This is a genomic window from Massilia sp. METH4 (genome assembly GCF_037094685.1).
In the GTDB taxonomy this organism is placed as follows: domain Bacteria; phylum Pseudomonadota; class Gammaproteobacteria; order Burkholderiales; family Burkholderiaceae_D; genus Rugamonas.
The window spans coordinates 4,146,459-4,166,099 of record NZ_CP146614.1 but is presented as its reverse complement, the minus strand read 5'-3'; the positions used below and the strand labels follow the sequence as shown (position 1 = coordinate 4,166,099).

The 19,641-nt window shown below is 61.9% G+C and carries 17 protein-coding genes, 1 tRNA gene and 2 pseudogenes; 8 read left to right on the top strand and 12 right to left on the bottom strand.

The genetic code is table 11. The annotated features are described in order from the left end of the window. Positions 1-314 precede the first annotated feature (314 nt). Complete coding sequence (locus tag V6Z91_RS18405) at positions 315-1,313, top strand: helix-turn-helix domain-containing protein (protein WP_338759335.1); 999 nt, start codon at positions 315-317, stop codon at positions 1,311-1,313. 156 nt (positions 1,314-1,469) lie between these two features. Here V6Z91_RS18405 and V6Z91_RS18400 read toward each other — a convergent pair whose 3' ends face one another. Continuing rightward, positions 1,470-1,661: a hypothetical protein gene (locus tag V6Z91_RS18400; RefSeq protein ID WP_338759332.1), complete on the bottom strand. Its 192-nt coding sequence runs from the start codon at positions 1,659-1,661 to the stop codon at positions 1,470-1,472. A 672-nt stretch (positions 1,662-2,333) separates the two neighbouring features. On the opposite strand from V6Z91_RS18400, the gene V6Z91_RS18395 reads away from it, so the two are divergent. After that, positions 2,334-2,954: a hypothetical protein gene (locus V6Z91_RS18395; RefSeq protein ID WP_338759329.1), complete on the top strand. Its 621-nt coding sequence runs from the start codon at positions 2,334-2,336 to the stop codon at positions 2,952-2,954. Between the two features lie 95 nt (positions 2,955-3,049). Here V6Z91_RS18395 and V6Z91_RS18390 read toward each other — a convergent pair. Then, positions 3,050-3,513: pseudogene (locus V6Z91_RS18390) on the bottom strand (transposase); the annotation flags it as partial. A gap of 235 nt (positions 3,514-3,748) precedes the next feature. Between V6Z91_RS18390 and V6Z91_RS18385 the strand changes: the two are divergent. Next, on the top strand, positions 3,749-4,453 hold the full coding sequence (locus V6Z91_RS18385) for a hypothetical protein (protein WP_338759326.1): 705 nt from the start codon (positions 3,749-3,751) through the stop codon (positions 4,451-4,453). Between the two features lie 261 nt (positions 4,454-4,714). Here the strand turns inward: V6Z91_RS18385 and V6Z91_RS18380 are convergent. The 6 genes from V6Z91_RS18380 to cysS all read right to left on the bottom strand — a co-directional run bounded on the left by V6Z91_RS18380 (position 4,715) and on the right by cysS (position 10,915). Then, positions 4,715-4,807: transfer RNA gene (locus V6Z91_RS18380), tRNA-Ser, on the bottom strand. A gap of 119 nt (positions 4,808-4,926) precedes the next feature. Next, positions 4,927-6,171 carry an aspartate kinase gene (locus tag V6Z91_RS18375; protein WP_338759323.1) on the bottom strand — a complete coding sequence of 415 codons (1,245 nt, stop codon included), beginning with the start codon at positions 6,169-6,171 and terminating at the stop codon, positions 4,927-4,929. Positions 6,172-6,304: 133 nt separating this feature from the next. Then, on the bottom strand, positions 6,305-7,684 hold the full coding sequence (tilS, locus tag V6Z91_RS18370; protein WP_338759322.1) for a tRNA lysidine(34) synthetase TilS: 1,380 nt from the start codon (positions 7,682-7,684) through the stop codon (positions 6,305-6,307). Between the two features lie 133 nt (positions 7,685-7,817). Next, the gene (locus V6Z91_RS18365) at positions 7,818-8,792 is read right to left on the bottom strand and encodes an acetyl-CoA carboxylase carboxyltransferase subunit alpha (protein ID WP_338759319.1); all 975 of its coding nucleotides are present in this window, start codon (positions 8,790-8,792) and stop codon (positions 7,818-7,820) included. Positions 8,793-8,867: 75 nt separating this feature from the next. Next, the gene (locus V6Z91_RS18360; RefSeq protein ID WP_338759317.1) at positions 8,868-9,530 is read right to left on the bottom strand and encodes a DNA-3-methyladenine glycosylase 2 family protein; all 663 of its coding nucleotides are present in this window, start codon (positions 9,528-9,530) and stop codon (positions 8,868-8,870) included. After that, positions 9,530-10,915, bottom strand: a complete 1,386-nt coding sequence (cysS, locus tag V6Z91_RS18355) for a cysteine--tRNA ligase (RefSeq protein WP_338759314.1) — start codon at positions 10,913-10,915, stop codon at positions 9,530-9,532. Before cysS ends, V6Z91_RS18360 begins: the two co-directional genes overlap by 1 nt. Positions 10,916-11,274: 359 nt before the next feature. On the opposite strand from cysS, the pseudogene V6Z91_RS18350 reads away from it, so the two are divergent. The 3 genes and pseudogenes from V6Z91_RS18350 to V6Z91_RS18340 all read left to right on the top strand — a co-directional run. Then, positions 11,275-11,829 (top strand): annotated as a pseudogene (locus tag V6Z91_RS18350) (peptidylprolyl isomerase); the annotation flags it as partial. A gap of 245 nt (positions 11,830-12,074) precedes the next feature. After that, entirely contained in the window at positions 12,075-12,566 is a 492-nt protein-coding gene (locus tag V6Z91_RS18345; protein ID WP_338759311.1) for a peptidylprolyl isomerase, read from the top strand. Positions 12,567-12,596: 30 nt separating this feature from the next. Further along, positions 12,597-13,334: a UDP-2,3-diacylglucosamine diphosphatase gene (locus V6Z91_RS18340; protein WP_338759308.1), complete on the top strand. Its 738-nt coding sequence runs from the start codon at positions 12,597-12,599 to the stop codon at positions 13,332-13,334. 252 nt (positions 13,335-13,586) lie between these two features. On the opposite strand, the gene V6Z91_RS18335 is transcribed toward V6Z91_RS18340, so the two are convergent. Continuing rightward, the gene (locus tag V6Z91_RS18335; protein WP_338759305.1) at positions 13,587-14,189 is read right to left on the bottom strand and encodes a DinB family protein; all 603 of its coding nucleotides are present in this window, start codon (positions 14,187-14,189) and stop codon (positions 13,587-13,589) included. 99 nt (positions 14,190-14,288) lie between these two features. Here V6Z91_RS18335 and V6Z91_RS18330 point away from each other — a divergent pair, with 99 nt between their 5' ends. Continuing rightward, the gene (locus V6Z91_RS18330) at positions 14,289-14,921 is read left to right on the top strand and encodes a glycoside hydrolase family 19 protein (RefSeq protein WP_338759302.1); all 633 of its coding nucleotides are present in this window, start codon (positions 14,289-14,291) and stop codon (positions 14,919-14,921) included. Positions 14,922-14,946: 25 nt separating this feature from the next. Here the strand turns inward: V6Z91_RS18330 and V6Z91_RS18325 are convergent, their stop codons facing one another. Then, positions 14,947-15,705, bottom strand: coding sequence for a tetratricopeptide repeat protein (locus tag V6Z91_RS18325; protein WP_338759300.1), 759 nt, complete (start codon positions 15,703-15,705; stop codon positions 14,947-14,949). A 72-nt stretch (positions 15,706-15,777) separates the two neighbouring features. Then, positions 15,778-16,335, bottom strand: coding sequence for a DUF1439 domain-containing protein (locus tag V6Z91_RS18320; protein WP_338759298.1), 558 nt, complete (start codon positions 16,333-16,335; stop codon positions 15,778-15,780). Between the two features lie 100 nt (positions 16,336-16,435). On the opposite strand from V6Z91_RS18320, the gene V6Z91_RS18315 reads away from it, so the two are divergent. Continuing rightward, positions 16,436-17,164 (top strand): DUF72 domain-containing protein, encoded by a 729-nt coding sequence (locus V6Z91_RS18315; protein ID WP_338771921.1) that lies wholly within the window; start codon positions 16,436-16,438, stop codon positions 17,162-17,164. Here the strand turns inward: V6Z91_RS18315 and V6Z91_RS18310 are convergent. Beyond that, positions 17,161-19,383 carry a solute carrier family 23 protein gene (locus V6Z91_RS18310; protein ID WP_338759295.1) on the bottom strand — a complete coding sequence of 741 codons (2,223 nt, stop codon included), beginning with the start codon at positions 19,381-19,383 and terminating at the stop codon, positions 17,161-17,163. The genes V6Z91_RS18315 and V6Z91_RS18310 overlap by 4 nt on opposite strands. Positions 19,384-19,641 lie beyond the last annotated feature (258 nt).

Genomic DNA, 19,641 nt, shown 5'->3' with positions numbered 1-19,641 from the left:
AAAGCTTAGTTGGACGCCACCGCGAACGTTATCCGCATTTGGCAGATCGATTGGAATTCGTGACTGCCGCATCGAATGAAGTGTTTTCGGCGCTTGCCACTCGAAATATGAAAAGCTGATGACAGGCCAGGTTGCAGGTCAAAGCCCGCATTCTGCGACCTCGGCAGCACAGGTTTGCGTAACCGGATTCCAACACAAGCTGCCGGTTTTGCGTATTTCGGATACTGATGGCTATGCGCCTGGCGTAACATCGTGCGCGACACGCGCTTTCTGTTAGACGCGTGCAAAACAAGGGACGCAGTTGAATGACCAGCATGTCTAATGAATCTGCCCTCACTGCCATCTTGCGCCGGCAATCGAGCGACATTGACGAACACGCCCGACACTTACACAACTGGGAACAAGAATACCGCCAGCTAAGCTGCGGCAAATTTTCCGGCGTGGTGTCGACGGCGAGCGACCCGCGCGTCACGATCCTCAGTGAGATCACCAACCAGTCGTTGCATCAGCAATTGACTCCGCCGGCCGGCACGGTGGTGTTGGGAGCGGTCCTTAACCGCGACAATGCCTTGCTGGTCGATCGCCGACCCGTCAAGACCACTTCGCTGATGGTGGTTGAAGGTGGACGGGAATATGATTTCCGCACCGAAGGCAGCACCGAACTGCTCGGCATCATACTGGACGACAATATAGTGTCAGGCGTGACCCGCTGCCGCAGTGAACTAATCGAGTGTGCGATCAAGCAGACTGTCGTGCCGCTCGCGCCTGACGCGACGATGATGCTACGCCACTTCTGGAGAATGATTTCCTGCATCCTGCAGCAGAAAAATGTCTGGCCCGACAACATGCCGATGCCACTGCTGGCCGATACCGCCCTGACCAGTGTCTTACTCGCGCTCAGCATGAGTACCGGCCAGACCACGCCAACCTTGCCGCAATCAGCTGGCCGCCAAGCAAAGGTAGTGCGCGAGGCGCTGCGATTCATGCGGGCGAACCTTCACAGCGGAGCCACCATCGTCGACGTGTGCGAAGCTGTCCACGTCAGCCAGCGAACGCTGCAGTACTATTTCGAGAGCTGCCTGGGCATGTCGCCGCGCCAGTACCTGCGCACTATGCGACTGAATGCCGCGCGCCGGCTGCTGCGTACCGTGAGAGTGCAGCGCAGCCGCTATCAGGTCAGCATCGCCGAAGTCGCTGCGCAGTGCGGCTACGATCATCCCAGCCGTTTTGCCGGCGACTACAAGCGTCAGTTTGGCGTGCTGCCATCTGAGACACTGCGCGAGGCCGAGGCGGTCATTGGCGGCGCGCAATGAGATTCGCGATGTGTTGGTACCGTTGGCTTCTAGTAGTTCTACCCCCGGCTGGCCACGATCGGTCACTTGCATGACGGCCGCGATCTTGAAGCCTTCCTTCGACCGCTTTGCACTCATGCCAACTCCTTTCGGTCTGGAACTACGACTCAGGAGTATCTAGTGTAATGGTGGCGATTCAGCTGGCGCTCGGTGCATACCGGCATGGAGCACGCGCTTAATGGTGTCTTCCCCGATACCATTGCGGTACAGATATTCGACCGCCTCCTCCACACCAAGCATTTGCTTAAGGACGAGCGCAACATCCACAATCTGTGCTTTCAATAAATCCGCCCGTAGTTCTTTGTCCATTCTTACCCTTTCCAAAACTTGGCTTACCTATATGACAACGCACATGTTGAGGCCGCCGTCTGGCTTCGTCAGCAAAGTCGAATGGCAATTTACGAGAGCGCTAGCATAGACCATGCATCCCAGTATGCCGGCATAGAAGGCAGAAGTCCGTATGTCACCTAACGCACACGAGTTGCCTGAATAGCAAGATAAGTGTACGCGTCGGCTGTGTGCGTGCGCGGGTTAAGAAGCTGCCATCGCTGCAGGAGGCCTACATCGTCGCCCGCTATGCCGCGCGTTTCGAAGAATGCCCATGCTCCCAGAGTCGCGACAAAATGACTGACGCGTACCGTTAAGCGATTGCAACTCTGACAGAATAGGCTATCTCGAAAACGACGGGGATCACGTTCCGCAATATGCGGGCTGGCATTATCCGCTCATTTTATGAAAGAGGCGTGTCAATATGTACAGCAGCCAAGGACCTGGGCGTCCCGAAAGCAACTGCAGACGACCAGAAATCGCGCTTCTATAAAGGCTTGAAGGCGCTGGACATGCAGGCACAAACAGCAATAGACGGTTTGCTAGCCAACAGTTTCAACGAGCCGGAGCAGCTGAACAATTTCATTGCAATGCCGGAAGGCCTCGATTATAGTCATCGTGCAATTCTTCTAACCTCATAGCAGGGCAGATCACATGTCGACCACCCCAAATGTTGAGTATCACATAGCCGAAGTGTTGACCCAGTCATCCTATGCGCTAGCTGCCATCCAAGCGAGCACCAGGGCCTTCCAGTACTTGATGGAGCGAAAAGGTGTGCCGGACGACTCCACGGAATTTGCGACCAACGAAGTGTTCCGGAATTTGCACAGCTTTCTTGCGCATGCATGTAACGTGTCCCAGCTATTCTGGCCAGATGCGCCCATCCCTCGGCACGAGCTGAACCTTACTACTCCTGCGGAAAAGCGGGCTTGGAAGGATGCGCAGCTATGGAAAGAGCGTGGAGAGGAATTACGCAGATTGTTCGGGGTGGACGATACCGCGGCATTTAAGGATAAGCGGCTGCGAAATCACTTGGAGCATTTCGACGCGCGTATCGATGAATGGCTGTCTGACACAACGATGGGCAGTCATGTAGACCTGAATATTGGGCCACTGGAACTGGTTGGAGCCTATGCGACGGATCTGCGCGACGTGCTTCGGAACTACGATCCTTATAAGGGGGAATTCACCTTCCGCGGCGAGTCGTATGACTTGGTGCCAATCCACGCTGCACTAGAGCAGGTCTATGCAAAGGCTTCCGAGTTGCATAAATAGCTTGCTTCGGACTATTTTGGTAAGCGTCTGCTCAGCACCGTCTTGAGGCGCCAGATTGAAAGCGAGATGATGGCCACACCGCTGGGAAGCGGCGTTCAGCCGGCCAGCTTGGCGGCACAGTTCCAGAGCAGGAAATCTTCGACGCGATTGATTGGGTGATCGGCGATATGCATCAGCACATTGCGCAACCAGGCTTCGGGGTCGATACCGATCAGCCCGGCCGTTCCGATCAGCCTATACATGGCAGCGGCCCGTTCGCCACCGCTGTCGGCGCCGGCAAAGAAGAAGTTGCGCCAACCCAGCGGGACGCCACGTGGTGCGCGTCCAGCCGCCGAGTTGTCGATCTCGATGCGGCACTCGTCGGCATAGCGGGTAAGCGCTGGCCACAGCTTGAGGGTGTACAGCATCGCCGCTGCCGTATCCGATCTGCGCGATAGCGTAACGAGCAAGGCGTGCAGCCAGCGCTCCAGGTCATCGAGCCGCGGTTTCGCTCGTAGCTGCCGTGCAGCACAACGTTCGTCGAAGGCTTGCCGCGGATGGCTTCTTCGATGCCATACAGTTCACTGGTCCAGCGCAGCGCATTGGTGGTTCGCGCTGTCATGCAAGCCGCACCGATGTCATAAAGATTACAAGCGCCGGCACTGCATCATGACTTTAGCGCGTGCACTTTCTCTCCAGATATACTAGTTGCATGGAGACAGGTCATATAGGAGATTGCGCTGACAACAAGCGCATTGCGCTCGACCTGAACCTGCCATACCCTAGCATGCGACCTATCTTAATATGGTAGCCAGATGCTCCTCTCCGCTCAAAACATCGATGAACTGCGCGAACGGCTTCCCGGTTTGGATGTCGTGGTTCCAGCCCACCCAGCGCCGCGCGGCAACACGCCAGAGCTGTACTCGATCACTCGGCTTTTGGCGACTATACCGTTGGGCAATACTGATTTTCCACTTCATCTGTCCAAGAGTGAGCGTCCAGACTTCGTACTGCAGTTGGGCAGCCGGTCAATCGGTGTCGAACACACGGAAGCTGTGGCGGAAAATATTGCCCATGAGAGGAAAATTCGTGCTTCCATGCCTAGCCATCGCTTTCACCTCATCAGGCCGGCGACGGTAACTGAGCCGAGGATGTCTCGCAATGACATAGAAGCGCAGATTTCCAAAAACCGCATGCCTGCGCCAATGATGGGAGACTCGGTAGAGCGTAACTGGGCTGAAGCGATGGCGCACTTCATCGGCAAGAAGGCATTAAGCGCGCAGAAGCCCGGCTACGCCGTGCATGACGAACAGTGGCTGATGATCTACGATAACTGGCAGGCTTTCGCTCTGGAGCGCCAGCATGCCCTGCTGTTGCTGCAAGAACGATTGGCGTTACTCGTCCCCTTTTCGGTCTTCAGCCGCGTCTTCATCCTTACCGGTAAAGTGCTTATTGATCTTTCCGCTGACAGCATGCTAATCCACCGTCAGATGAGCCGCCGTCCCGTAGCGAGAGCCTGACCACCCTTCTAGCCCGAACACCTCGACCAAGTCACACCCTGCGCAGTGAATTGAACCCTAGCACAACCATACAGCTAGGACGCGATGCCATTCAAGGAATCTATCGCTCATGCGTATTACGACCGAAGCCCAATCTCGGCAACGCTCCGCCCTACGACATCCAAACGACGCGACAGAGGGGGCAAAAAGGGGGGCAAGTACAGAGAAATTCGCTCAGAAAAACAAAAAGCCCTTGAAAATCAAGGGCTTTCTGAGAAATACTGGCGGAGGCGGTGGGATTCGAACCCACGATACAGGTTTTGCCCGTATGCTTCCTTAGCAGGGAAGTGCCTTCGGCCACTCGGCCACGCCTCCTAGATGATTACTCACCTATCATCTTTTCTGCAACATTTCTGCGTCAGATCAGATGCCCGCCATAGTAATTGCCACGACCTGTTTGGTCAAGGAAATCGGCGGTATTTTTTCGGAAATATTTACTCTTTCTCGAGTTCGAACGCCTTGTGCAGCGCGCGCACGGCCAGTTCCATGTATTTCTCGTCGATCAGCACGGAAATCTTGATCTCGGACGTGGAAATCATCTGGATGTTGATGCTCTCGTCGGCCAGCGTCTTGAACATCTGCGAAGCGACGCCTACGTGGCTGCGCATGCCCACGCCGACCACGGAGATCTTGGACACTTTCGCGTCGCCGATCAGCGAGGCGAAGCCCAGCTCGTCCTTCTGGCCGTTCAGCACTTCCAGGGCCTTGTTGTAGTCGTTGCGGGAGACGGTGAACGTGAAGTCGGTCTTGCCGTCGACGGACTGGTTCTGGATGATCATGTCCACTTCGATATTGGCGTCGGCCACCGGGCCCAGGATGTGGTAAGCCACGCCCGGGCGGTCTGGCACGCCCATGACGGTGATTTTGGCTTCATCGCGGTTGAAGGCGATGCCGGAGATGACTGCTTGTTCCATATTGTCTTCCTCAAACGAAATCAGGGTACCGGACTGGGCTTCTTCTGCCAGGTCCATCAGCGGATCGGTCAGCGACGACAGCACGCGCGTCGGCACGCGGTAGTTGCCGGCGAATTCCACCGAGCGCGTCTGCAGCACTTTCGAGCCCAGCGACGCCATTTCCAGCATCTCTTCGAACGTGATGTTCTTCAGGCGGCGCGCTTCCGAGACCACGCGCGGGTCGGTCGTGTAGACGCCGTCCACGTCGGTGTAGATCAGGCATTCGTCGGCCTTCAGCGCGGCGGCGATCGCCACGGCCGACGTGTCCGAACCGCCGCGGCCCAGCGTGGCGATGTTGTCGTTCTCGTCCACGCCCTGGAAACCGGTGATGATCACGATCTTGTTCTGGTCGAGATCGGCACGCACGCGCTTGTCATCGATCGACTGGATACGGGCTTTCGTGAACGCGGAGTCGGTCTTGATGCCGACCTGCCAGCCGGCGTACGACACGGCATCCTTGCCGATCGCCTGCAGCGCCATCGACAGCAGGCCGACGGACACCTGTTCGCCGGTCGAGGCAATCATGTCCAGCTCGCGCGGGTCGGGCGGGTTCTGGATTTCCTTGGCCAGCGCGATCAGTCGGTTGGTCTCGCCGGACATCGCCGACGGCACCACCACGATCTGGTGTCCCGCGTCGTGCCACTTGGCGACACGGCGCGCGACGTTCTTGATACGGTCCGTCGATCCCATCGACGTACCGCCGTATTTGTGAACGATTAAAGCCATTGCGTTTTCTTATGGGTTGAAGTAAAGGAGCCCTTTACTGTACCTGCTGCAATGCAAAAGGACAAGTCAAAAAAGTAATGAAGTCATACACTTAGGGCATAAGCTCATAAGAATTCGGCACGGTGGCCGAACTTTATTCGGGCACCCAGCGCAGTGCTATGCGGAAATTCGCCCCGGTACCTACATAATGGCAATCCATGCCGATGCCTGCCGCGAACAACAGTCGGCCCGGAATTGCCACCACGGGCAATCGCGGGCGCTGCCAGGCAGGCACGCCGAGCGCCTGGTAATGATGCTTGAGGTCGCGCGTGGGCCGGTTCGGCGCCGGCCTGAGCCGTTCGCCGCCGCGGCGGAACGAGATCGTCAGCAACTGTTGCCGCAGCCAATCGGCGGGAACGCCCTCCTCCGCCATGTCGAAATGCAGCGTGCCGCCATAGTCGGGGAACGTGATCGACGCTTCGCCATTCCAGCGGAAGTGCTGGCTCGGGCGCTGGTCCCAGGCATCCTCCTCGGCGCCGGCCAATTGCCTTCCCTTCGGCACCAGGTGCACGCGGCCACGGTGGCGCCGCACCTCGCAATCGGGGTGCGTAACGAGCAATTGCGCATCGTCGCGGGCGTCCAGCAACTGCGCCGTCATCTCGGCCAGCCAGGCGGCCGAAGGAATGCGGATGCCGCGCACCGTGAACCAGTGGCGCAGCAGGTTGTTGCGGCGGTCTTCGCCCAGCGCACGCAGGTGGTCGACGGCGATGCTGCCCTCTTCCAGGCTCGCTTGCAGATCCTGCTCGGCCAGCTCCGCCAGCAGGCGCTGGGCGGAACGGGCGTGCGCGGCGCTGCGCGCGAAGCGCTCCTGGTAGCCGGGGAATGCGGCGGCCAGCGCGGGCATCACCGTGTGGCGCAGCGCGTTGCGGGCGTAGCGGGTGTCGCTGTTCGATTCATCCTCGATGTGCGCGATGGCGTGCTCGCTGGCGTAAGCTTCGAGCTGGGCGCGTGAGGCTTGCAGCAGCGGGCGCGCGAGCACGACGTCGGCGCTGCCCAGCAGGCCGGGCGCGGTGTTGAAGGCGTCCATGCCGGACATGCCCGCCGGGCCGGCGCCGCGCGCCAGTTGCAGCAGGATCGTTTCGGCCTGGTCGTCCAGATGGTGGGCCGTCAGCAGCAGCTTGACGCCGTGCTCGCCGCTCAGTTCGCCCAGGGCCGCGTAGCGGGCCTGGCGGGCCGAGGCTTCGGTACCGGCCTTGCGATCCGCGAGGGTGACCTTGCGCGAAGCGAACGTGATGCCGAGCCTGGTGCATTCGGCTGCGCAGTGGGCTTCCCAGGCGTCGGCATTGGGGCTGAGGCCGTGGTGGATGTGGAAGGCGAACACAGGTGCGCCGCCCGCGGCCGCGCGGGCCAGGTGCAGCAGGACCGAGGAGTCGAGGCCACCGCTGTAGGCGATGGCGATGGGGTGGCTGGCTTCGCGGGGCAATGTGGCCAGTGCCGCGCGGAAGACCGAAGTGAGATCGGGGTGGCGCTTCATGATTGCTCAAAACAGAACGGGGACAGCCGCGCTGGCGGACTGTCCCCGATATGGTGCTGCGAGAGAAAACCGGTGTCCGACACTATGTCCAGGCGCAGCCTGGAAATAGTGTCAGACACCAATCGTCGGTACCTTACTCCTGCGGCGTGGTTTCCTTGAACTTGCCGTAGCTCATCAGCTTCTGGTGACGCTGTTCCAGCAGGTCTTTCGTCTTCATGCCCTGGAACTGGCGCAGCGAGTCGGCCAGCGCGCGTTTCAGCAGGCGGGCCATTTCCTTCGGGTCGCGGTGGGCGCCCCCCAGCGGCTCACTGACGATCTTGTCGACCAGGCCCATCGCCTTCAGGCGGTGCGCGGTCAGGCCCAGCGCCTCGGCGGCGTCGGCCGCGCGCTCGGCGGTCTTCCACAGGATCGAGGCGCAGCCCTCGGGGGAAATCACGGAATACGTGGCGTATTGCAGCATCAGCACGGAGTCGCCCACGGCGATCGCCAGCGCGCCGCCGGAACCGCCTTCGCCGATGATCGTGGCGATCAGGGGCACCTTCAGTTCGGCCATCACGTACAGGTTGTGGCCGATCGCTTCGGACTGGCCGCGCTCTTCGGCATCGATGCCGGGGAAGGCGCCGGGCGTGTCCACGAACGTGAAGATCGGCAGGTTGAATTTCTCGGCAACCTTCATCAGGCGCATGGCCTTGCGGTAGCCTTCCGGTTTCGGCATGCCGAAGTTGCGCAGCGCGCGTTCCTTCGTGTCGCGGCCCTTCTGGTGGCCGATCACCATGCACGGCTGGCCATTGAAGCGGGCCAGGCCGCCGACGATCGACTGGTCGTCGGCATACGTGCGGTCGCCGTGCAGCTCGTGGAAGTCCGTGAAGATCTCGTTCACGTAGTCCATCGTGTAGGGGCGCTGCGGGTGGCGGGCGATCTGCGATACCTGCCACGGCGTCAGCTTGGCGTAGATATCCTTCGTCAGCTGCTGGCTCTTCTTGGCCAGGCGGTCGATTTCCTCGGAAATGTCGACGGCCGAATCGTCCTGTACGAAGCGCAGCTCTTCAATCTTGGAGTCCAGCTCCGCGATGGGCTGCTCGAAATTGAGGAAAGTAGTTTTGGTCATTGGTCCTCCGAGAGTATGAACCCAGGACGCGCTCGTGCAACGGCAGCGGGAGCGGGCGAGGCTTCAAATTGTTGGCTATTCTACCGGAACAGGATCGAGGCTACGCCATAAATACCAGGTAGCGACGGTCCGATACGGCTCCCAGTTTGCCGAGACTTCGCGCGCATCGCTGCGCGAAACCGGCTCGCCCGAGAAATAGTTATGGCTGATGCCCGCGATCAGGCGCGGGTCGTCCAGCGGCAGCACATTCGGCCGCAGCAGGTTAAAGATCAGGAACATTTCCGCTGTCCAGCGCGTGATGCCGCGGATCTGGACCAGCTCCGCAATGACGGCTTCATCGTCCATCTGGTGCCACTCGCCGGCATGCACTTTCCTTGCCTTGAAGTTGTCCGCCAGGTCGAGGATGTATTCCGTCTTGCGCTTGGAAAGCCCGCACGCGGCCAGCTGCTCGGGGCCGGCCTTGATGACGAGCGCGGGCGTGAATTTCGGGATTGCTTCCAGCAACTTCTGCCAGGCGGCATTGGCCGCCTTCGGCGTCACCTGCTGGTTGACGATCGAGCGCGCCAGGGTGATGAACGGGTCGTCGTGACCCACCAGGTGCAGGTCGCCGAACTGGGGGATGAGCTTGTTCATGATGCGGTCACGCCGCATCAGCTCGGCCTTGGCCTCTTCCCAATACGGCGGCACGGCCACCTGGCGGCCCGCGCCGCCCGATTTGTCCCTGGACTGGAGAACCATTATGCGCGGCGCCAGTTCGTCGTGCCGTCCGGCTTGTCCTCGAGGACGACGCCGGCGGCCAGCAGGTCGGCGCGGATCTTGTCCGCCTGCGCGAAGTCGCGCGCCTTCTTGGCCGCGGCGCGCGCCGCGATCGCTTCTTCGATGGACGCTTCGCCGAATGCATCGGCCACGCCCGCCTTCAGGAATTCCTGCGGATCGCGCTGCAGGATGCCCAGCACGCCGGCCAGGCCCTTCAGCTGGCGCACCGCTTCCGGCGCCTTCGTGCGATTGACTTCGGACGCCAGGTCGAACAGCACGGAGACGGCGATCGGCGTGTTGAAATCGTCGTTCATGGCTTCCGCAAAACGTTGCGCATGGGGCTCGTTCCAGTCGAGCTCGGCACCGTCGCCCTGCACGCCATCGAGGGCGGTGTACAGGCGCGTCAGCGCGCCGCGCGCATCCTCGATATGCGTATCCGAGTAATTCAGCGGGCTGCGATAGTGGGCGCGCAGGATGAAGAAGCGCACCACTTCGGCGTCGAATTTCTTCAGCACTTCGCGGATCGTGAAGAAGTTGCCCAGGGATTTGGACATCTTCTCGTTATCGACGCGCACGAAGCCGTTGTGGATCCAGTAGTTCGCCAGCGGCTTGCCGAACGCGCCTTCCGATTGGGCGATTTCGTTCTCGTGGTGCGGGAATTGCAGGTCTTGCCCGCCGCCGTGGATGTCGAACTGCTCACCCAGCAGCGCGCACGCCATCGCCGAGCATTCGATATGCCAGCCCGGGCGGCCGTTGCCCCACTTCGACTCCCACTTCACTTCGGCGGGCTCCGACTCCTTCGACGCCTTCCACAGCACGAAGTCGAGCGGGTCGCGCTTGCCCGTGTTGACGTCCACGCGCTCGCCGGCGCGCAGGTCGTCCAGCGACTTGCCGGACAGCTTGCCGTAGCCTTCGAAGCCGCGCACGGCGTAGTTCACGTCGCCGTCCTCGCCCTTGTAGGCCAGGCCCTTTTCTTCGAGCTTCTCGATGATGGACAGCATCTGCGGCACATATTGCGTGGCGTGCGGCACGTCGGTCGGCGGCAGGATGCCGAGCGCCTGGACGTCCTCATCCATGTAGCGCTCGAAGCGGGAGGTGAGCGAATAGATCGATTCGTTGTTCTCGACGGCGCGGCGGATGATTTTGTCGTCGATGTCCGTCACGTTGCGCACGTATTGCACGTCGTAGCCCGATGCCTTCAGCCAGCGGTAGATCACGTCGAACGCCATCATCATGCGCGCGTGGCCGACGTGGCAGTAATCGTAGACCGTCATGCCGCAGACATACATCCGGACCTTGCCCGCCTCGATGGGTTCGAATACCTGCTTGTCGCGCGCCAGCGTGTTATAGATCTTTAAGTTGCTCATCGGACTCTTGTTTTCTTCGGCGCCGGGGCCCAACGCACAAAGAGAAAACCGGGCGCCGGCATCATCGTGCCGCGCCGGGTTTTCTCGATTGCCTGGGAAGCCGGACAGACCCTCAGTGGTTCTTCTGGGCACCACGAAAAACCTGCTGCGCCTCGCATTGGCGGCCTGCGATGCTCACCGTACCCGAGTACGGTTGCGCTTCTCGACCACCACTGCTTCCGCTCGCGACGGTTCTCGGGGTGCCCTTCTTCTCATGTTCTTGCTTCCGCTCTTGTCGGACTAGAATGGAAGCCGTCGCCAAGTATAGCATTGATAAAATGCCCTGGGCTCAATATCCACCCCGCAACAGGAAGACAAGAATGCATTACAAAACTCTGATCGCCGGGCTCCTGCTGTCCGGCTCCGTATTCGCCGCCGACCCGCAGGTATCGCTCAAAACGACGATGGGCGAGATCGTGCTGGAGCTGAACAAGGAAAAGGCGCCGAAGTCCACGGCGAACTTCCTGGCCTATGTAAAGAGCGGTTTCTACAATGACCTGATCTTCCACCGCGTGATCGACGGCTTCATGATCCAGACCGGCGGCTACACGAAGGACCTGAAGGGCCGGCCGACGCGCCCGCCGATCCCGAGCGAATCGAAGAACGGCCTCCTGAACGTCAAGTATTCGGTGGCGATGGCGCGCATGGACAATCCAAACTCGGCCACCTCGCAGTTCTTCATCAATGTGGTGGACAACGCGGGCCTCGACTACCCGAACTTCGACGGCGTGGGCTACACGGTGTTCGGCCGGGTGATCTCGGGCTACGAGGTGGTGGACAAGATCAAGGGCGTGCTGGTGGACGACAAGACCCCCATCTTCCAGAACGTGCCGGTAACGCCGATCGTCATCAAGTCGGCCACGGTGCTGAAGAAACCGATCGAACCGAAGCCGGTCCCGGGCCAGGCGCAGCCGGAACCGCAGCCGGCGCCCGAACCACAGCCAGCACCGCAAGCCGATGCGCAGCCCGCGGTGCAGTCGGCAACGCAGCCGGCACCGCAGCCGGAACCCGCCTTGCAGGCACCGGCGACGCCGGCACAGTAAAATAGCGTTTTGCCATGGGCTGCGGTAAGATCGCGGCCCTCCTCTGAACACTGTTTCAAATACAACGGGAAAGCACAATGACCACCATTACCATCACCACGAACAAGGGCAAGATCGTTGCCGAGCTGAACGCCGAAAAAGCGCCGAAGACGGTCGAGAACTTCCTGAACTACGTGAAGGCCGGCCACTACGACAACACGATCTTCCACCGCGTGATCGATGGCTTCATGATCCAGGGCGGTGGTTTCGAGCCGGGCATGAAGCAGAAGCCGGCCGACCAGACCGTGGAAAACGAAGCCAAGAACGGCCTGAAGAACGAGCCGTACACGCTGGCGATGGCGCGCACCTCGGCACCGCACTCCGCTTCCGCGCAATTCTTCATCAACGTGAAGAACAACAGCTTCCTCGATTACCCGGGCCAGGATGGCTGGGGCTATGCCGTGTTCGGCGTGGTTACCGAAGGCAAGGAAGTCGTCGACGAAATCCGTAAAGTGAAGACCACGCGCAGCGGCATGTTCGCCGACGTGCCGGTGGAAGACGTGATCATCGAGAAGATCGAAGCCGCCTAAGCAGTTTCAGCTTCAAGCTCAGTACAAACCTTGATTCTTTTTATCTCCGACCTGCACCTGCAGGCCGACCGGCCCGCCCTGACCGAAGCGTTCCTGCGCTTCGTCGATGAGCGGGCCCGCTGCGCCCGCCAGTTGTACCTGCTGGGCGACCTGTTCGAATACTGGGCCGGCGACGACGACCTCGCCGATGCCTTCCACTCCCGCATCGCCGCCGCGCTGCGCGGCCTGGCCGATGCCGGCGTCGCCGTGTTCTGGATCGCCGGCAACCGCGACTTCCTCGTCGGCGACCGCTTCGCCGACGCCGCCGGCCTCACGCTCCTCCCGGAAACCTGGGTCATCGAAGACCATGGCCGCCGCATCGTGCTCGTCCATGGCGACGCCCAGTGCACGGACGACGTGAAATACATGGCCTTCCGCGCCCAGGTGCGCCAACCAGCATGGCAGCAGCAATTCCTCGCCATGCCGCTGGCGCAACGCAAGCAGATTATTGCCGGCCTGCGCGAGAACAGCCGCAAGGACCAGGGCGAGAAATCCTACGACATCATGGACGTGGCACCGCAAGCGATCGCGGACGTCTTCAGCCAGACAGGCGCCACCGTCATGATCCACGGCCACACGCACCGCCCCGCCCTGCACGAGATCGACGGCAAGCTGCGCTACGTGCTGCCCGACTGGGAACCCGAATCGACGCCCCCGCGCGGCGGCTGGATCGCCATCGGCGACGACGGCACCATCACCCGTCACGCCCTCGACGGCCGCGTATTGTAGAAACACCGCGCCCAAACCGGTGGCGAAGCAGGGGTTTCAAGGAGCACCGCTCCTTGCCTGCGCAGCGGAGATGGCTTGCAAGCCGTCTCTCCTTCCAGGCACCGGCATTTTTGAAACATTTCCCGAACCCCGGTGGCGGAGCAGGGAATTCAAGGAGCGTCGCTCCTTGCCTGCGTAGCGGAGATGGCCTACGCGCCATCTCTCCTTCCAGGCACCGGCATTTTTGAAACATTTCCCGAACCTCGGTGCCTGTCACCGGTTTTCGTGGCCCCACACCTGCTCTTCGGTCCAGCCGAGCTCGGCGAAGTCCTGGGTGCGCAGGTCGGCTTCGCCTGACGAATAGAACTCGTCCAGTTGCGGCGGTTCGACCGTCGTGCCGGCGAGCATCGCGTGCACTTGGCCGCGGTGGTGGATCTGGTGCTGGAACAGGTGCGCCAGCAGCCGCTGGCGGGTGTCGCGCTGCACGTCGTCGACGCGCAGGATGGTCACCACCTCGTCGAGCACCTCATCGGTGAGCTCGGCGCAATACGCGATCAGCGAATCGTTGCTTGCCCGCTGGGCCTGCCACAGCGCGGCACAGGTGCCGTACGGCTCTTCCGGCCGGAAGAATTCCTGGTAATCGGGATGGGGCGGTTCGCCGCGGTGCTGGCGCCACAGGGCGTCCAGGTAAAAGCGCTGCACGGCGAGATTGTGGTTGAGCGTGTAGCGAATACTGGGGAAGAAGCTCGTGCGCGTGCTGTCCTCGAATTCCGCTTGCGACAAGGCATGGCAGGCGCGCAGCAGCCGGTGATCGGCCCAGGCGTTGTTGTAGGCCTGAGCCAGGAGAAACTTCGCCAGCGGCGACCGTACCGTCATATGTATGCTCTCCAGGACAAAATAGCGACGTTACCTTACTTGAAAAACGGCCAGGGTGAAATAAGCTGAACCTTGCATACCAAAACCAGAGGGAATGTCATGCTCGATGGCGACACCTTGCGGCGGGTCTTCCCGAACTGCTGCGACGCGGAAGACTGGGCGACGGCGCTCGACACGGCGCTGAGCCGATTTCACATCACCACGCGCGACCGCATCTGCGCTTTCCTCGCGCAAACGAGCCATGAATCGGCGCACTTCAGCCGGCTCGAGGAATCGCTGTTCTACCGCACGCCGGCCCGGCTGATGGCCGTGTGGCCGAAGCGCTTTCCCACCGAGGCCAGCGCCCTGCCCTATGTACAGAACCCCGAACGGCTGGCCAACTTCGTGTATGCGCGGCGCATGGGCAACGGTGATGAAGCGAGCGGCGACGGCTTTCGCTTCCGCGGCCGCGGCCTGATCCAGCTGACGGGCCGCAGCAACTACCAGCAGGCCGGCGAGGCGCTCGGCCTCGACCTCGTGTCGGCACCGGAATGCCTGACGACGAAAGGGGTGGCGGCCCTGACCGCCGCGTGGTTCTGGGACAGCCGCGGCCTGAACGCGCTGGCCGACCACGACAAGCCCGACGAAGACATGGAGGACTTCATGGAAATCACCCGCCGCATCAACGGCGGCACCGTGGGGCTCGATGAAAGGCTGGCAGCCTACAAGCTGTTGCGCAAGGCACTGTCCTGACCTGCCTTGCGGCCGCCCGGCCCCTTCAATGCTGGCCCGGCACGCCCGCGAACGCCGCTTCCAGGCGGCGAATCAGCGGCAGGTTCATCGCATGCGTATGGCGGTCCCAATGGTCCATCGTGGCTTGCAGGTCGTTCTGCAGCCGGTGTGCCAACTGGAATTCGCGTGCTTCGGCTGCCCAGATGGCAAATTCCGCCTTCGCCTCGAAACTGCCGTGCCGGTTGACGGCCGCCTCGAATTCGGCGCGGGCTGCGTCCAGCCGCCCGGCGAGCGCCAGCGCGCGCGCCGTTAGCAGGCTCGTCTGTTCGGGCCGGAAGTTCGGCTGGAGGCGCCGCAAACGTTCCAGGTGTTCCAGCGCCTCGCCGTGACGCCCACAGGCGAGGCTCGCGCGCGCGGCGCCCAGCCGGATATCGGGATCGTTGGCAAAAGCGCCTTGCAGGCACTCGACATACGTTGCGGCGGCGCCCTCGGGATCGCCCGCGCCCAGCTGGGCATTGGCCAGCCGCATCTGGTTCTGGGCCGTGGGCGTGAAGGAAAACGCCTCCTGCGCTTCGCGCAGCTCGCGCGTGGGATCGAACACCTTCGCGGCGCCGGCCGCCGCCTTGCAGCCGCCACGCTCGATCCGCGAATCCGGCAGGTAGACGCCGAAGAAGTACACAACGCTGCCCAGCAAGGGGAACATGAACAGGATCATCAGCCAGACCATCTGCTGCCGGCTGCGGATGGCGTGCACGGCAAAGAAGAGCGCGACCAGCACATGCAGCCCGATAACAACGATCATCATGCCCTCCAGCGCCTCATCGAACGCCCATTGTAGGGACAATGATTCCCCAGTTCAACTTAGTGCCTGCAAGTCTCACTTCGCCGGCACGAAGCGCACGGACAGCCCGCGCGGCGTCGTATGGATCGTCGTCGGCACGTATTGCACGCCGAGGTAGCGTAGTTCGTCGGGGCGGAAGTGATACACCGGCACATCGCGCACGATGCGCTCGACGATCACGTTCGCGGCCCCCGTCAGCTGCCCCTCCATGCGCGCGTCTGCGCCGGGAACGGCGAAACGCTCGATGCGCGCATCGCTCAGCACCACCGCGTTGCGCACATTGTCGACCAGCAGCCGGCCGGACAGCGACACGCTGCCCTGCAATGCCTGCCGTATCAGCGGCGACGAGGCCGAGACATCGGCAGTCAGCGCCAGGCGATCGTTGTCGCGCAGGATCGCCAGCTGAGGCCGCGACAACTGCAGCTCGAACACGCCGAGGGCGCGCTGCTGCAGGGGGAACTTGTCGTCGAGACCACGCTGCAGGCGCTCCAGCGGCACCTCGACTTCGCGCGGGCCCGTCATGCTGGCGCAGCCGGCCAGCAATGCCGCCGCGGCGAGCGGCGCGATCAACAGCATCCTGCAAGCTTGGGACATCGTTCACCTTTCATGGCAGAGAGTGCGGATGATAGCCGATCCCGCCCGCCGTGTGCGCAAGCGTACGGTCGCGTACCCGCGCATCGCGTACCTTCGGCTCATGCAGCCCGTCATTACTCACGAAAATGCCTATATCGGTTGCGCCGGCTGGAGCCTGTCGCGCGACGTCGTCGACGCCTTCCCGGCCGGGGGCAGCCAGCTGGAGCGCTATGCCGCGGTGTTCAACGCGGTCGAGATCAATTCCAGTTTCTATCGGCCGCACCAGCCCAAGACCTATGCGCGCTGGGCGGCCAGCACGCCGGCGCACTTCCGCTTCGCCGTGAAGCTGCCGCGCACGATCACCCATGAGGCGCGCCTGCGCGACGTGACGGCACCGCTGGACCGCTTCGCGGGCGAAGCCGGAGAATTGGGAGGGAAACTGGGCGCCGTGCTGGTGCAGCTGCCGCCCAGCCTGGCGCTGGATCACGAAGCCGCCGGGGCGCTGTTCGCCGCGCTGCGGGAACGCTTCGCCTGCATGATCGCGTGCGAAGCGCGGCATGCCACCTGGTTCGCTCCGGACGCCACCGCACTGTTGCGCGAGGCGGGCGTGACGCGCGTGCTGGCCGACCCGGTGGTGGGCTACCAGGGCGAATTCGAGCCCGCCGCCGCGCCGGCCTATGTACGGCTGCACGGCAGCCCGCGCATCTACTACTCGCGCTACAGCCTTGACCAGATAGACGAAGTGCGGAGGCGCCTGGCGGCGCACCCGCACTCCTGGTGCATCTTCGACAACACGGCGGGCGGGGCCGCCGTGCCGAACGCGCTGGAGCTGCTCGGAACGCCGGCTTAAGCCGCCAGTCCGGCGCGATCCTGGCGATAGCGGTCGAAGCGGTCCGGCGTCACAAGGTCGCCGAACTGCACGGTGCGGCTGGCGATATCGTGGTACGCGCCCACCAGGCCCATCTCGCCCCGCTCGATGCAACCGCGCAGGTACTCGCTGCCGTTGATGATCTCGGCCACCGAATTCTCGATGTTCTGGCGCGTGACCTGCTCCAGCAACTCCTTGCCCGCCGGCGCCTGGGTGCCATGCGCGGCGCACTGGCATTGCCAGACGGCCGTCTGGATCTTGCCGGTGATGGTGCCGATGCTGTGCGCATGCTCGTTCTTCAGCGCCAGGCCGACCGCGCCGCAGCTCGAGTGCCCTTTCACCACGATCAGCTTGGCGCCCAGCTTGTGGGCGATTTCCAGGCTGCCGATGATCTCCTGGCTGATCACGTTGCCGGCGATGCGGATCGTCAGCAGGTCGCCAAGGCCGGCATCGAAGATGATCTCGGGCGAGGTACGCGAGTCGATGCAATTGACCACCACGGCCATCGGGTGCTGGCCGCCGGCCGTCGCATCGACCTGGTGCAGGTAGTATTTCTTGATCCAGCGGCCGGCCTTGAAGCGCTCGTTGCCGTCCTTGAGCAATTGCAGCACCTCCTCGGGGCGCAGGCGCGTCTGCGTATCCTTGTCCAGGGCGGGCACGAACTGGATCGGGTCGGCCAGGCTGTACTCGTCGCGCAGGCCGATCACGTTCAGCTGCACGTCGCGCTCGGCTGCCACCACGCGGTAATCCTGGATGGTCTCCAGCACGTCGTTGTCGATGTAGTCGGCATTGCTGGCGTCGATCAGCACCTTCGAGCCGGCCGGCACATCCCATAATGCCGCCTTGATCGTGGCCTTGTTCAGGAACGACACCTGGTTCGGCAATTCCATCTTGATCACTTCACCGATGTGCAGGCGGTATTGCTCCATCGCGAACGGGTTGCGGAAGTTGCTGCGCAGCAGATAGAACAGGCTGGCGGCCAGGCCGATCAGCACGCCCATCAGCAGGTCGGTCAGCACGATCGCGACCACGGTGATCGCGAACGGCACGAATTGCGAGGCGCCCTTCGCGTACATATCGCGGAACAGCGATACCTTGGCGAGCTTGTAGCCCGTCATGATCAGGATCGCGGCCAGCGCCGCGAGCGGAATCTGGTTCAGCAGCGGGCTCAGCACGAGCACGGCGGCCAGCAGCAGCACGCCATGGATGACGGCCGACGCCTTGGTGGCATTGCCGGTCTGGATATTGACGGAGCTGCGCACGATGACGGAAGTGACGGGCAAGCCGCCCAGCAGGCCGGCGGCGATATTGCCGACGCCCTGCGCCACCAGTTCGCGGTTCGGCGGCGTTTCGCGCTTGTGCGGATCGAGCTTGTCGACCGCCTCGACGTTGAGCAGCGTCTCCAGCGAGGCCACGATGGCGATGGTAGCGCCAACAAACCAGACGTCGGGATTGGCGAAGTGGTTCAGGTCGGGGAAGTTCAGGAAGGCACCGAGGTTGCCCGCGTCGATCGGCGGAATTTCCACCAGGTGCGCCGGCGCCAGGCTCAGGCCCGGTACGAAGCGGCTGAACAGCAGGTGCAACGATACGCCGAGGACCACGACGAACAGCGGCGCCGGCAGCAGCTTCACATTTTTCAATGGGGTGCGGTCCCAGTACAGCAAGACCAGCATCGACAGGGCGGCGATGACGATCGCGCCCGGGGTGATGCTGCCCAGGGCATTGGCCAGCGCCGAGAACGTGGTTTCCCCGTTGGCCTGCACGAACGAATATTCGTCGGCATTGTTGGTGTCATAGCCCACCGCGTGCGGGATCTGCTTCAGGATCAGCAGGATGCCGATCGCCGCCAGCAGGCCCTTGATCACATTCGAGGGCACGTAATTGGCGATGAAGCCGGCCCGGAAAATACCCATGGCCAGTTGCAGCACGCCGGCGATCACGATCGACGCCAGCAGGATTTCAAATGCGCCGAGTTTCGTGATCGACGCCAGTACTACCGCCGCGAGACCGGCTGCCGGTCCGCTGACGCTCGTGTGCGAGCCACTGATGAGCCCGACTATAATGCCTCCGATGATCCCCGAAATAATGCCGGAAAACAGGGGCGCACCGGAGGCCAGCGCAATGCCGAGGCATAAAGGCAGGGCAACGAGAAAAACTACAATCCCTGCCGGGATATCTTGTTTAAGGTGATGGATATTCATGGCGACACGCGTCTGTACGTTGAAAAGCAATTATCAGTCGTACGCGCCAGCCCCTCATCCCACGGTTCTGTAATAAGAATCGTCGATTAGGTAATAATCGTGGGCGGCAGTTCTCCCGACTGAAGGAGCGTCTGCACCGGCAATGAATAGCGAAGCAGCGGCACTTCCTTATCGATACCTGGAAATGTCAACGATGCTCCATCTGGAGAAACAATATAGCACGCGTTTTTTGCGGTGCGCAATCAGATATTCGATTCA